The sequence below is a fragment of the Lactobacillus sp. wkB10 genome, assembly GCF_000760615.1.
In the GTDB taxonomy this organism is placed as follows: Bacteria; Bacillota; Bacilli; order Lactobacillales; family Lactobacillaceae; genus Lactobacillus; species Lactobacillus huangpiensis.
In genome coordinates this window covers 78541-92915 of the sequence record NZ_JRJB01000011.1, presented here as the reverse complement: position 1 = coordinate 92915, position 14375 = coordinate 78541, and the positions used below count along the sequence as shown (strand labels likewise).

At 36.0% G+C, this 14375-nt stretch carries 12 protein-coding genes; 4 read left to right on the top strand and 8 right to left on the bottom strand.

The window, feature by feature from the left end; genetic code table 11:
• A partial coding sequence (locus tag LACWKB10_RS08405; protein WP_200878509.1) for an SLAP domain-containing protein occupies positions 1 to 1425 on the top strand: 1425 nt, incomplete at its 5' end.
• Between the two features lie 336 nt (positions 1426 to 1761).
• Positions 1762 to 2418 carry a signal peptidase I gene (gene lepB / locus LACWKB10_RS08400; protein ID WP_034981125.1) on the top strand — a complete coding sequence of 219 codons (657 nt, stop codon included), beginning with the start codon at positions 1762 to 1764 and terminating at the stop codon, positions 2416 to 2418.
• A 48-nt stretch (positions 2419 to 2466) separates the two neighbouring features.
• On the opposite strand, the gene LACWKB10_RS08395 is transcribed toward lepB, so the two are convergent.
• From LACWKB10_RS08395 to LACWKB10_RS08375, 5 genes are all read right to left on the bottom strand, one after another.
• On the bottom strand, positions 2467 to 3255 hold the full coding sequence (locus LACWKB10_RS08395) for a membrane protein (RefSeq protein ID WP_034981123.1): 789 nt from the start codon (positions 3253 to 3255) through the stop codon (positions 2467 to 2469).
• A 10-nt stretch (positions 3256 to 3265) separates the two neighbouring features.
• Positions 3266 to 3790, bottom strand: a complete 525-nt coding sequence (locus LACWKB10_RS08390) for a hypothetical protein (RefSeq protein WP_034981121.1) — start codon at positions 3788 to 3790, stop codon at positions 3266 to 3268.
• On the bottom strand, positions 3780 to 4415 hold the full coding sequence (locus LACWKB10_RS08385; RefSeq protein ID WP_034981118.1) for an ATP-binding cassette domain-containing protein: 636 nt from the start codon (positions 4413 to 4415) through the stop codon (positions 3780 to 3782). The genes LACWKB10_RS08390 and LACWKB10_RS08385 overlap by 11 nt, the downstream gene beginning before the upstream one ends.
• Positions 4416 to 4425: 10 nt before the next feature.
• Positions 4426 to 5130 carry a hypothetical protein gene (locus tag LACWKB10_RS08380; protein WP_034981115.1) on the bottom strand — a complete coding sequence of 235 codons (705 nt, stop codon included), beginning with the start codon at positions 5128 to 5130 and terminating at the stop codon, positions 4426 to 4428.
• A gap of 160 nt (positions 5131 to 5290) precedes the next feature.
• Positions 5291 to 6034: a hypothetical protein gene (locus LACWKB10_RS08375; RefSeq protein WP_052060367.1), complete on the bottom strand. Its 744-nt coding sequence runs from the start codon at positions 6032 to 6034 to the stop codon at positions 5291 to 5293.
• A gap of 222 nt (positions 6035 to 6256) precedes the next feature.
• On the opposite strand from LACWKB10_RS08375, the gene LACWKB10_RS08370 reads away from it, so the two are divergent.
• A complete protein-coding gene (locus LACWKB10_RS08370) occupies positions 6257 to 6694 on the top strand; it encodes a GNAT family N-acetyltransferase (protein ID WP_034981114.1) in 438 nt (145 codons plus the stop codon).
• A 102-nt stretch (positions 6695 to 6796) separates the two neighbouring features.
• Here LACWKB10_RS08370 and LACWKB10_RS08365 read toward each other — a convergent pair whose 3' ends face one another.
• From LACWKB10_RS08365 to nagA, 3 genes are all read right to left on the bottom strand, one after another.
• Complete coding sequence (locus LACWKB10_RS08365; RefSeq protein WP_034981112.1) at positions 6797 to 7762, bottom strand: AEC family transporter; 966 nt, start codon at positions 7760 to 7762, stop codon at positions 6797 to 6799.
• A gap of 6 nt (positions 7763 to 7768) precedes the next feature.
• A complete protein-coding gene (locus tag LACWKB10_RS08360) occupies positions 7769 to 9412 on the bottom strand; it encodes a malolactic enzyme (RefSeq protein WP_034981111.1) in 1644 nt (547 codons plus the stop codon).
• 261 nt (positions 9413 to 9673) lie between these two features.
• Positions 9674 to 10828: an N-acetylglucosamine-6-phosphate deacetylase gene (gene nagA, locus LACWKB10_RS08355; protein WP_034981109.1), complete on the bottom strand. Its 1155-nt coding sequence runs from the start codon at positions 10826 to 10828 to the stop codon at positions 9674 to 9676.
• 156 nt (positions 10829 to 10984) lie between these two features.
• Between nagA and LACWKB10_RS08350 the strand changes: the two genes are divergently transcribed.
• Positions 10985 to 13972 carry a TIM-barrel domain-containing protein gene (locus LACWKB10_RS08350; protein ID WP_034981108.1) on the top strand — a complete coding sequence of 996 codons (2988 nt, stop codon included), beginning with the start codon at positions 10985 to 10987 and terminating at the stop codon, positions 13970 to 13972.
• Positions 13973 to 14375: the final 403 nt, after the last annotated feature.

Below are 14375 nucleotides of genomic sequence, written 5' to 3'. Positions count from 1 at the left end.
GTTTATGCTTCCATAGCAAGCATTCTTGCTATTAGTCCTATGCTACCCGCAGTAATGCCAAGCAATACAGAAGTATTAGCTGCTAAGACTGATACTCTCACGTTGAATCATAATTCTTATGTTTATACGGCTCAGGGCAAGCGCACCTATTATAACGGTAAAGGGACATTGCGTATGGGCACCACTGTAAACGGTAGTGCCAAAACAACTTCGATTAATGGTAAAAGCTACTATCCTTTAACCGGTGGTGCCTACGTTAAGGCGGCTAATGTCGGTGTTGTTAACAAGCAGGTACAAGATGGCAACTTGGAGCTCAATTACAATTCTTATGTTTACGATAAGAATGGTAAACGGCTATACAAATTCCGTGGCAGTAAAAAGAATACGCATTTGCGCAAAGGTACCCCTTTGAAATACTCTGGTTCTGTAGAAAAAATTGACCGGAATAGCAAGCAGTATTTCCTAGTCAATGATGATAACTATAATCAGTCATGGCTCCCCTATGAAAAAATTGGCGGCAAATACTACTATAGTATTGGAGCTGGCGGCTATGTTAATGCGGCCAATGTTGGGCAGATAGATAATAAACCACTTTACACAACTGATGTAAGTGTGAAAGTTAATACAACTAGTGCTATACAGGTTGGCACCGGTAAAGAGCGTACAAGTATTAAACCTGGAGAAAAGGTCAAAGTTGATCGCGTCTCTCAAGTATTGTCTGGACCATCATACAGAGCTAGTTATCGCATAAGCGGAACAAAGACAGGCTTTTTCGCCACATCTATAGTAAATAAAAAGCCAAGACAGCAGCTTCTTAACTATACATATTTTACTTATGTTTCTGCCAGCAAGAATATCGATGCTTATGATGCCAACGGACAGGCTCGTTCAAACCTAACGGCAATAAACGGTGCAACTACTTCTTTTGCTAAAGGCACTTTCATACCCGTTGATGAGGAACTATACATTTGGAATAACAAGGAAAACAAGGCTGAGTTATATTACCACCTTGCTCCAAATACAACTGTGAGTGACATTTCTCTCCAGACAATTAACAAAGACAGTATGACTTTTGTTAAAGCAGCTGACAGCGAATTTGTTTCTGGACCATTGTTAAAGCCTGTTAATACAGTAGATGAAGCCAAGGCAGACGCCAAGGTATCTACTGAAACTGATAAACAAGACCTGCAAAAAGCAATCAGTCAAGATGAAAAAGTTAAAGCAAGTGAGAATTATCAGCAATACAGACATGAAACATATGATGCAGCTTTAGCATATGCAAAGCAAATTAATAGTTCAAATACAGCCAGCCTGCAAGAGGTTAAACAAATTACACTCACCTTAAAGAATCAACAGAATAGTTGGTTTCTTCCAGCTGATGAATTAAAAGTTAATAGTATGCTGGCTTTAACGAGACCATTCTAAATACTTTTTACTCTGTTTAATAGATTTCAATTAAGGATTAACTTCCGATATTTAACGAAGTTAGTCCTTTTTGTTTTGTACTGGTTCTTTTTTGAATGCAAATTTTTTATAACTATCACTTGCTATCTACAATAAAAACAGAAATAGCCTTATGATCTGATATAGATTATGATCTCCAAAATTTGGAGAAGTTTGTATCATCTAAATAGGTTATTTGTTTAATTTTAGGTTGGTTTTCAGATTATTTTGACTTTTAATTATTTATCTGCCTATAATTTATCTATTAACCACAGGCTAGTTATATTAATATGTAATTTTATTTGTAAGGACTTACTTATGGCAAATAATCAGAATAACGAAAAAAATGAGAAGACAAAACAATTTTATGATTTTTTAAAATATACAATAGTCTTATTTGCGATTTTTATTTTAATTAATTTTTTACTGACAAAATATTTAATAGTCAAATGTTCCGTGTCTGGCATCTCGATGCAACCAACTTTTGAAAATCAAGAAAGAGTTATAGCTAATCGCAATAGCAAATTGAAACGAAATGAAATTGTCATTTTAAAGGCTCCGGATGAACGTAATTCCTTTTATATAAAAAGAATTATAGGATTGCCGGGTGAAACTGTTACTGGAAAAAATAATAAGATTTATGTTAATGGCAAAAAAATAAACCAAGACTATTTAAAACCTGGATTTAAGCTGACGGATAATGAAGACGGCTTTTATGGTACTAAATATTCTTATACTGCTGACTTTTCAATTCGTTCTTTAGCAAGAACAAAAGAATATAAAAGTATTTATTCCCCTTCTCAATTAAAAGAAATGAAAAGTACTAACAAAGTTCCCAAAGGTTCATATTTTGTAATGGGGGATCATAGGAGTGTTTCAAAAGATAGTCGTTATATAGGAGCAATCCCTAGAAGTAAAATTGAAGGTGTTGTCAAGTATCGCTATTGGCCACTTAACAGAATCAAAGCATATTAAAAAGGATTAAGTTCTACATTTGGACTTAATCCTTTTTACTTTCACCTTTTATAACTCTGCTAATCGTTTTTCATCCAAATAAAACATAATCATACAATAAAGTAATAATATTGCAGTCATAAACACCACCACATAGATGTTAGTCATAATTCCAGGGAGTTCACGTAAGAAATCAGCCGGTGAATAACTTATGAGATATGGCAAATGGATAGTTGCGTTCATTAATAATAAAACTATTTGCAAAACTAAACCTGTACACATGGCAGCAAACTTATTTTTAATCCACAAAGAAGTAACCATTGCGAATACAGCGAACAATCCACCCCAAAGAGAAGAAAATATAATTGACAAAATAGCGTGGACAAACGGATGGGAATAATAAAGGGAGACAAACAGCATAGTAAAATTCATAGAACCAATATTAATATTAAGTAAGTTATCGGGCTTAATATTAGGTAATATCATAAACCAAGATAAGAAGTTAAACAGTAAAGGAACAGCGATCACAATAAAACCTGTCATAAATGCGATTTCTAGGTATCCTAACAAGATTTGTTTAATGGACTTCTCCATCTTTAATTTATAAAAATAGCCGTTGGTAAAATCTTCTTTTAATAATGTACTGGCAGGTAAACTTGCTATTAAAGGTAACAAGATAAAAAATATAGTAGGTACAAAAGTAAATCCATCTATTGACATCCACATAGTATAAGGTGAGTTTGTCGCAAAAATATATTTAGACACAGAAACAGCACATTGTACAACGCTAATACTTAACCCTATTGCCAATGCTAAAAATAACCATAATTTATTCAAACGTGACCACAAAAATTTCATTTTATTCTCCCTATTCTAGCAGAAGCGAATATTTGACATAGTGCTTCTTAGTTGGTACCAAGAAACTGAAACGTAATTTTTGATTGCGCATGTCATATGAATAACGCGGAATGGTAAAAAATATTGTAAAAGGCTGCTTGCCGTGCGCTAATGCTTTATCAGGATTAATTCTGTGGTGACTTTTGTCATACAATTTTATTGAGGGATTGCTTATACCATAAGGATTATTTAGATACATATTTTCTATAAAATTAGGATTGTTTTTTTTCTCGCCATAGAATGGCTGGCCAGTTTGACGTATATTAAATTTGACTTTGGCTTGTACAAAATCCTTACTTTTCTTAACTGCAGCTTCATGAACAATAAAGTTAACATGATAGGCTTTTACCAATTCATTTTTGTGAAAAAGCTGTTCTTTAGTCACACCATACTGCTGAGGATGGGCGTTTACCTGGCGGTAGCGATAAAAGCCCACGCAGCCAACTACAATTATTATCACAATGAAGAAGCTCCATAATAATTTTTTATTTTTCATAATTTATTGTTCCTTCTTGTACATATAGCTTTTGCGTGGCGACTTTGTTTACAAATTCATGATCATGCGAAGCAATAATAAAGGTTGAACCTTTATGGTTATACCCATCAATCAATCTGATTAATTTACCAATACTTTCATGATCCAGCGCATTGGTGGGTTCATCCAAAACAATTAACGGATAGGCTCCAAGAAAAGCCTGCGCAATTCCTAATTTCTGCTTCATCCCCAGTGAAAATTTCTTAACTTTTTGTTTAGGAAACCTGGTTAAATCAAAGTATGCCAATAAATCATTAATCTGCTTTTCTTGAATATCCGGATCTAATTTTGCCAGCAAATCTAAGTTTTTATAAGCAGTAAATTCTTCTATTAAACTGGGATTTTCAATTAAAATTCCCGCTTTAATTGGATAAGGCTCTTGGACCTTCATCTTCTTACCATTAACTATGACTTCCCCACTGGTATTTATTAAACCTAAAATTGCTTTTAAGATTAACGTTTTACCAGAACCATTTATTCCTTCTAAAACAGTGATACTGCCTTCTGGAATATCTGCACTAACATCATGCAATAGTGGCCGTCTTTTCACTATTTTTCCTACTTCATTTAATTCAATAAAACTCATTTTTTGCTCCTTACTCTACACTAAAGAAATGGTCAATAATCCCATAAACAATCACCATAATCAAAGTTGCCAGCAATAATAATAAAAAGCCAGGGAAATTAAATCTCAAAATTATCAAGAAATTCAAAGGATTTAATTGCCACTTTAAAAGAGATGTCATTATCAAAAGTGAAGCTGGAATAATCAGACCCAATGCCGAATTAAACTTTCCAATTGTACCTTGCAAAAGAAGCGTCAGATATATTCCCAAAAAATTGTTTATGAAAAGTAGTGGGATCGCCTGCCAGTCAGTTAAATCAAAAAAAGACAAAGAGGGCAATTTAAATAAAGCCGTAACAAGCAACATAACTAAAAGTGTAACAAACACATAGGCAAAAGCTATTACTCCCATTAATAACATAGTGACAACAGTAAAATTTTTCGGTGGAATTTGTAATCCTCTTAGGTGCATAATGGTAGTTTGCCAAAGCAGTTTAAAGCTATTTAGCACAATAAACAGTGGTATTAAGAAATAGACCAGCCACAAAATAAAATTAAAAGATGCGCCTTGACTGGTATCGGCAAAGAAAAAATTAAATATAGAAGTATGCGGACTGTTAATTAGCTGCGTACTGAGAAAAATAATTGAAAAGCAGATCAAACTTAGCCAGCAAATAAAACGGAAGCGAATTATTTGCCATAAATATAGTAATTGATTCCAAAACAGACGTTTCATAAAGACCTTCTTTTTAAGAGTGAGGGTAGCCGCAGCAATATTGATGATTTAATTTGACTATTATAAATAGCCAGTTTTGTTTCTTATTTTTTCATTATCGTTTAATTCTATACATTCATAGTACCATTTTAGTATTATTAAAAATAGTAGAATTAGACTTTTAATAATCCGGTTCACTATAACGGTCAGTAATTAAATAGACAATTAGCATTAATAGGGTTGTAGCTAATAACAACAGAAAATTGTTATTATTGACCCGCAACAACATTAAACTATTGAGCGGATTATATTTCCAAGTGGTGTAAACAGTCATTATAAGCCAACTAAAAGGAATAATTATGCCCAGTGGAGCATTGAAGCGACCGATAGTGGCCTGAATTATCAACAACAGAAATATTCCTAAAAAATTATTAATGACCAGTACTAATAAAGCTGATAATCCGTTAAATTGTAATAGTTTAAAATTTTTTAGCCAGGAAAAATCAGTCACTAAAGCCATAATTCCTTCTGTTAGTGCCACATAAATGAGGGTGATCAATCCCATTAACCCAATGTTAACTACAGCGAAACTTAATGGTGAGTATCTCAGCCCTCGCAATTGCATTCCTCTTACTTGCCACAATTGTTTAATACCGCTTAAGACTATCAATAGCGGCACTACAAAATAAACAAACCAAAAAACAGGCAAAATAACTTGGCGTGATTTAACAGCGTTAAAATCAACACCCATGAAAAAAATAGGAACTATAGCAAAATTCGGCATTAATTTCAACATCAGTATTACAAAGCTTATTAAGCCTAACCAAAAAAGAAAGCGTAATTTTATTAGTTGCCACAAAAATAAAAATTGATCCCAAAATAAATTTACAAGAGATGCCTTTGAGTCTACCGCTTTAGAATGCAATTGTTCTCTCCTTATTTGTTTACACTTGCACTAGTCAAAAATGAAATAGCTTACGCCAATATTACCACTTGTATAGAATTAAAAAAACACTATTAAATTTGGCAGTACCACTTTAATAGTGTTTTTATTATATCTAGACATACAAAAGAGCTTCCTATCTATTATTGAGAGCGCTAAAATAACTTTAACTCATAAAGCAATAAATATAAGAAAGGAATTTTCATGATTAGAAAATGTGAAGTTACTGACAGTTCAGCTATTCAAAAAATCAATCAAATTGAACTAGGTTATGATTATCCTATAGAAAAAACGGCTGCCAACATTAAAAGGCTGCTAAATGATCCTGCGCATCATTATCTCTGGGTCTTTGAAGATGATAGTACCAAAAAAGTTGAAGGTTATTTGCATGCAGAAGTTTTTGAAGAAACCTATTTTGACCCCATGTTCAACGTTTTGGCTTTAGCAGTAGATTCTTCTGTGCAAAAGAAAGGCATTGGCAGTCAACTTATGCATACTTTGGAAAAACAGGCTAAAAATTTAGGCATGAAAGAAATTAGGTTAAATTCAGGAGAATCACGTTTAGGTGCTCATAAATTTTACGAAAAACTGGGCTATACCAGCAATAAAATGCAGAAAAGATTTGGTAAAAAGTTGGATTAACAACTTAATAATATAGCACTTTAATTTAAAATATTTTCCAAACAAAAACCCGCCTTATCTACATGATCAAAGACGGGTTTTTATAACATGAATTTTTATTAATTATATTAGCATTTGCGTGATTTCCAAAACCAATGGAACAACTATTACGAATAAAACTGTTGAAGTAGTCACAACGTTTGTAGCGTATTGCACATCCCCGTGCGATTCACCCACTAATATTGGCAAAACTGCCAAAGCAGGAGTAGCTGATTGCACAACTAAGGTTTGTTTAGCTAGACCTGTCAAGGATGGCAGCCAATTTGCACCAACAACAATTAAAATCATCATTAAAGCCGGTACTAAGATAAAGCGGCCAAGCAATGCCCAAATGGTATCGCGGTCAAGGTGGATTGACTTCAAACCGGCATCTGCCAATATAATTCCAATATAGATCAGTGACATTGGTGTGACGATGCCGCCAACCATACTTAACACAGCCGTAATCCAACTAGGAATTGGTACTTCAACTAATAAGCAAATTAAGGCAATTAGAAAACCAACTAATGGTGCTGGCAACAATTTTTTCCAGTTGAATTTTTGTTGTTTTCCTTTTTGTTCAGTTGGGTCATCGCTAGAAATGAAGAAGACACCAATTGCCCAAGTAGAAACCGTATTTAACACATAATAAATTAAAAAGTACGGCATACTTTTTTGTCCAAATAAGGCAATATTTAATGGCAATCCAATAAAAATGGTATTGGCATTAGTAATGGCGTTAATAAAAGTACCTCGGCGGCCTTTGCGGATCCGCAGAAGCTTACATAATATCCATGCGAACAAATAACTTAAAGCAAAACAGATAATGGCATAGATCAGACCACCTGTTAAGCCAAATAATTTTTGCCTGTTTAAATATTTTAAGACGGAAACAAAAATTGAAGCTGGTAAAGCAATATTCATAATTAAATAGGAAATATTGCCTTTAAACTGATCGCCCAGTTTGCCACTGGTTCGCAGCCAATACCCTAAAGCAATTACAAGCAACAGTTCAACAACGCTAGTTAATGAAGTAATAAAGGCTTGCATTTATTCTCACTCCTGCTCATCTTTATATTCAGGCGCCCAGCGAAGTGCAGCCACTGCCTTGTCACCATCTTGAAAATCATTTTGATTGAGGTGATCGGCAATTGCCTTGTTAGCCACAGCTTTTGCTACAGTTTGAGAAAAGACATTTAGTTTTTCAACTGGTGGCAAAACCGCTGCGCCTGGTTTACTTGAATCAACAATGCCGCCAAGTGAGTGGGCCGCTACACTAATCATTTCATCACTTAAAATCTTAGCATTAACTGCCAGAGCGCCAAGACCAAGTCCCGGATAGACCAAAGCATTGTTGGCTTGTCCGATTTCATACTTAGTGCCCTCATAATCAACTGGATCAGCAGGAATACCGGTAGCTACTAAAGCCTTGCCTTTAGTCCAATGAATTAAATCTTCTGCTTTTGCCTCCGCTAATTGAGTTGGGTTTGACAATGGGAAAATAATTGGCCGCTCGGTATGAGTTGCCATTTCTGTCACAATATCCTGGGTGAAAGCACCTGAACGAGTTGAAGTTCCCACTAAAATATCAGGATGAACTGCTTGTACAACATTCTTTAAATCTTTAAGCTGGTCAGCATTGCTAAATTCAGAACGTTTTCTGACAAATGGTTTCTGAGCAGGTGTTAGTTCAGGCGTATCTTCAAAAAGCAGACCTTGTTTATCTACCAAGTAAAAATGCCTGCGCGCTTCTTCAGGTTGTAGGCCTGCTTGCAACATCTCGGCATAGACTTGCTCAACGATTCCTGTACCAGCTGTTCCGGCACCAAAACAGACATACTTTTGGTCTGTTAATTTCTGACCACTAATCTTCAATGCTCCGAGAATTCCGGCCAAAACAATGACACCGGTGCCTTGAATATCATCATTAAAGGTTAAAATATGATCACGATAATGTTTTAAAATATTATCAGCATTATCTCGGCCAAAATCTTCAAAATGTAAATATAGTCCCGGAAATAATTTTTCTACAGTTTGCACAAAGCGATCAACAAATTGATAATATGGTTCACCATTTACGCGACGCTGATGGTTGCCTAAGTAGAGCGAATCATTAAGTAATTTGTCATTATTAGTGCCAACATCTAGCACTACTGGCAATACACACGCCGGGTCAACACCAGCTGCAGCAGTATAAACCATCAACTTGCCAACAGAAATATCAACTCCCTGTGTACCCCAGTCACCAATTCCTAAAATTTCTTCACCGTCAGTAACCACTATTAGTTTTATTTCACGGCCATCAGCGGCATTTTTCAAACTATCTTCGATTTGATCAGGTTCATTAATTGACAAAAATGCTGCATATTGCGGATTTACAAACAAATGACTGTAATTTTCGATAGTCTCAGCTATCGTCGGGTCATACACAATCGGCATAAATTCGGTAACATGCTCGCTGAAGACCTTAAAAAACAGCACTCTATTAGTATTAAAAACAGTCATCAAAAAAATGCGCTTTTCCAAATTAGTTGATTTTTCTTGATACTGCAGGTAAACTTCTCGCGCCTGCTCTTCTAATGACTGCACCTTAGGAGGTAACATCCCTGCCAGCTGATACTTTTCTCGCTGCTCTTCTGTAAAAGCAGTACCTTTGTTTAAAAATGGGTCATTCAACCTATCTTGTCCTGTTTTAGCCATTTTTTCACTCTCCGTCTATTTAATTATTATTAGCACGTACTATATGATTAGACTATAACCAGCATGTAAAAAGTGCAATAAATTAAGCTTATATTAACAGCATATAGTATATAATATGTGCTTAAATATAGTTTTTATTAAAAATTGTGCAAATAAAAAAACCAGTTCAAGTTTGATATGACCCCCAAATTTGTCCTAATTTTAGGGTTCACATCATTAATGAATTGGTTTTTTATTCTATATAATAATTAATAAGCTGCTTTATGCCTGGTAGCGTGACTCACCATTTAAGTAAGTTTCACTTAAAGTCATGTCTGGGTTTAATACTAAGAAATCTGCGTCCTTATCAGGTGCAATTGAACCACATTTATCGAGTACGTGCGCACTCTTAGCCGGAACATAAGAAGCCATCATAACAGCTTCTTCAGGAGTAGCAACGTTCCAGTCAACAACATTCTTGACCGCAGTCTTTAATTGCAAAATACTGCCGGCTAAATTATTGCCACCTTTCAAACGAGCCATGCCCTCTTTAACATAAACAGGCAATTCACCTAACATATAATCACCGTCAGGCATCATGCCAGCTTCCATACAATCTGTGATTAAACAAATGTGTTCGGCACCTTTAAGCTGAACCAATGCCCGCACCATTTCTTTTTGAACATGGTGACCGTCACAGATTAATTCATCTGTAACATTATGCAGAGCCATCGCAGCGTTAGAAATTGATGTATCATGGTGTGAAGGATCAGGCATTCCGTTAAAAGTATGAGTAAACATTGTTGCACCAGCTTCAACACCGGCTTTAGCTTCTTCAAAGTCAGCACTCGAGTGCCCCAAAGAAACAACTACACCCTCTTTAACAGCAGCACGGATAAATTCCCGGGCACCTTTTCTCTCAGGCGCAAGAGATATTTTATTCAGCAGCCCTTTAGATTCTTCACGCCACTCATTAAATTGATTAATATCAGGATCAATCAAATATTTAGGGTTTTCTGCACCAGCATGTTCTGCAGTAAAGTATGGTCCTTCAAAATGCAACCCTTGAATTTTAGCACCAGTTTCTTCACCTTTATGGGCGCCAAACATCTGGCAAATTTTGCTTAATGTATCTGCACCGGCAGTATAAGTCGTTGGCAGCCAGCTGGTAACGCCAGACCGTAAAAAGCCTTCTGACAGGCGGTTTATTCCTGCCCAATCACTTTTCATCACGTCTTCTTTTAGTGAACCATGTACATGTGTGTCAACCAGTCCTGGTGCAATCCATTTGCCTTTATAGTCTACTATTTTGCCTTCAGGTTTTTGATCTTCAGTATAGTAAAAGCCAAATTTGCCGTCATCTTGAACTTCTAAGTAACCACCTTGTTCTGTCACATTTTCAAGAAAGAATTTATCTGCATGAATATAATAAGTCATAATATTTTTGCCTTTCTTTTTAAAATAAAACTCGTATTTATAGCTTAATTTTAGCTTAATCAACTGGTATTTACCAGTTCAATTTCAAATAGTACAGAAACTTTTTATTTTTTAGTTATAATAGTGGTGTAGGTAACTAATTAGGAAACAAGAAATATGATTCAAAATACGCAAACAAATCAACATCAACTAGGAGCACTTACTGGTGCCAGCAAGTGTGACCACTATTACGAATTACATTTTGCCACGGGCGAAATTGCGCGCTTTTATGTCTTAGCTGCCGGCATTTTTCGTCTTTTAATTGATCCAGAGCAAAATTTTACTGAAAATCGAACGGAAACTATTCAATTAACCCAGTTTGATAACTCTGCCTTCGCAAAGTCGCAGGTCAGAGCCACCAATGATTCCTTAATTATCCATACTGGCAATTACCAAATTATTTTTGGGCAAAATCCAGCTGTTATAAGTATTTTTGATGAATCATTGCACCATAACAGGATGCACCAATCTCAACCACTTGAACTTAGTTCTACCAGAACCCGTGAGTTTTTAACAGAAAATAAAAATGAATTTTTTTATGGTGGTGGCTTGCAAAACGGCTACTTTAGTCACAGAGGACACAAAATCGCAATTAAGCATGACCAAATAACCGGTAAAGGTGGCGTCATTATGCCTGTCCCTTTTTTCTGGTCGAATGCTGGTTATGGCGAATTAAGAAACACTACTGCAACAGGAACTTATGATTTTGGCAAAACCAAGAGAGGAGTTACTATTCTCACCCACCAAGATGCAGTCTTTGATGCATTTTACCTTCTTGGTACTAATCCTCAGGAAATTTTACAGCACTATTATACTTTAACGGGCAAACCAATGTTATTGCCCAAATACGCCTTAGGCCTGGGTCATATTGGCAATTTCTGCACAACTTTGTGGCAACCAAGTCAAGCTAAGAAACGCAATGCCAGTAAAATTGGCAATAATTATTATACTCGTACAAAAGATGAAAAAGCCGCATCGGGCAAAGCTTCACTTAACGGCGAAGAAAACTACCAGTTTTCCGCGCGGGCACTAATTGATCGCTATCATGCCATGCATTTTCCTTTGAGCTGGTTTGTGCCCAATTATGGTGTTCAAGTCAACAACCAACAAGCTCTCAGTTTCTTTAATGAATATGCGTTAAACCAAGACGTTCATCCCGGATTTTGGCACCAAAGCGAAGTCGAATTACCGGAAAAAACTGCTTTTACTTTTACTACTAACGAAATAGCGACTAAAGATAAAGCACAGCTTCAAAACGAATCACAAACAAAGCGTTCACTAGTGCTTGCTGATAGCGGCAGTACCGGCATGCAAAAAAACGCTGCTTTGATCTTTGGAGATGTTGGCGGCAACTGGGGCAATGTTGCTACACAAGTAGCTGGTATGCTCGGAGCAAATCTTTCAGGTCAGCCTTTAGTTGGTGCAGCAGTTGATGGACTGCAAGGCGGTGGCAATGCACAAATCAATGTCCGTGATTTTGAATGGAAATGTTTTACCCCACTGCTCTTTAACTTCGATGATCAGGGCAACTTCAGTAAAAACCCGTTTGCTTATAATAGGAAAATAACCGACATTAATTTGGCTTACCTCAAATTACGCCAGCATTTGACTAACTACCTATATACACTAAATGAACAGGCAAAAAATGGCGCGTTAATCATGCGTCCCCTTTTTAGTGACTTTCCAAACGAGCTGGCTAATTACACAGCACAGTTTGGCAATGAATTCATGTTAGGCTCCGATTTGTTAATTGCACCAATTACTAATGGCCGCGAAGATGAAAACGGAGATTCACGCAAAGATAATCTGTATTTACCCGGGAAGAAGACAATGTGGATTGATCTTTTTACAGGTAAAAAATACGCCGGTGGCAAGGTCTACAACAATTTATCTTTTCCATTATGGCATTTACCAGTCTTTGTTCGCGGAGGCAGTACTTTTGACTGGGGCAATCGTGATTTTCTGCTTTACCCACAAGATCAAAGTGAGGCAGTTATTTACAACGATAACTCTCAAGCCGCTGAATCCAACAATTCTACCACAAAAATTTTCAATGAAACTGAAAATGAAACGTTGCTGGTAACTATTCCACCAGTTGAAGGCAACTGGGAAAACCAAGATGTTGAACAGCCTACTAAGTTGACTATTATGTGTGATTCTTACCCTGATCGCATCACTATTAAAATTAACGATCAAGTTGTCCCAGTGGAAGAATACGGATCGCTTGACGCTTTCAATCATGCTCGCGAAGGCATTTTTTACAATACTAATTATGGCTTGGATGAATTTAAACAATATCACAAGAATACGCAAACTGCCCTGCAAATAAAATTAGCAAGTCGAGACATTACCACAACTAAAATCGAAATTACAGTGCACAATTTTAATTATGGCAAGAAAGTTTTAGTACATGAAATTACCAGTGGCGTATTGCCTTCACCTAAATTGCCGGCAGTTGATTCAAGCAAAATTTCAGCTCATTCGTTCGAGCTTGCCTGGCCTCATGAAAGTGCAGTTCAGATAGAAGTTAATAATCTCCTTTATGTGGGCATTACCGGCAAAAATTTCACTTTTCACGAATTAACTCCTAATACTCGCTATATCATTAGAATGAGGTATGTAATAGGAAATAAAGTTTCTGAATGGTCTGATCTTTTCGGCGTTATTACCAAGCATGCTGCTAAAGATTATGCTATTGAAAACATTGAGGTGACTAGCAACTATACCAGCAAAGAAAATCATCCCCTGTCTTATTTAACTGATCTTAAACTGGCAAGCGAATGGCAAACGGATCAATCAATTTCACCTGAACAACCACTGGAACTAACCTTTACTTTTGAAAAAGTTGAGAAATTAAGCAGAATGGTCTATGTGCCACGAAATATTGATCATAATGGTGATCCTCTTGCAATATCAATCGCTGTTTCAACGGATGGCGAGCAATATACTACCTATGCAGACCACTTGCAGTGGAAAGCTGACACGAAAAACAAGGTGGTTGGTCTGCGAGATGTCCGTGCAAAAAAAGTGCATTTGACTATCTATCAATCATCCGGTCCGATCATTGCTGCAAGAGAAATTATCTTTTTCAGAGCAAAAAGGTAAATAAATATAAACACAAAGCTAATATATACTGAGCCTCCAAAAGTTGTCCTAAACTTGGGGCTCTTTTATTTAAAAATTATATTAGACATTTAATTAAGCTTTTGGCTTATGATTTATCTATATATTTTTAGTCTTAAGGCATTATCGCATTGAAAATATTATATTAAATGTGCTAAGTCGCTATTAAGACTATATTGCTGCTTAAAATCAAGATCACCTAAATTTTGGAGAGACATAATCGAAATCTCATCGGGTGCGGTGTATACTTGTACTAACATAAATTAGGGAGCTAATATTAATGAAAAAGAAACTGGATAACTTTGTTACTAGAAAAGTTGGTAATTCTATAGCACTCACGGCCCCGAGTAAGGCTGGAGTTAAACCTGGACAACGATTGAATTGA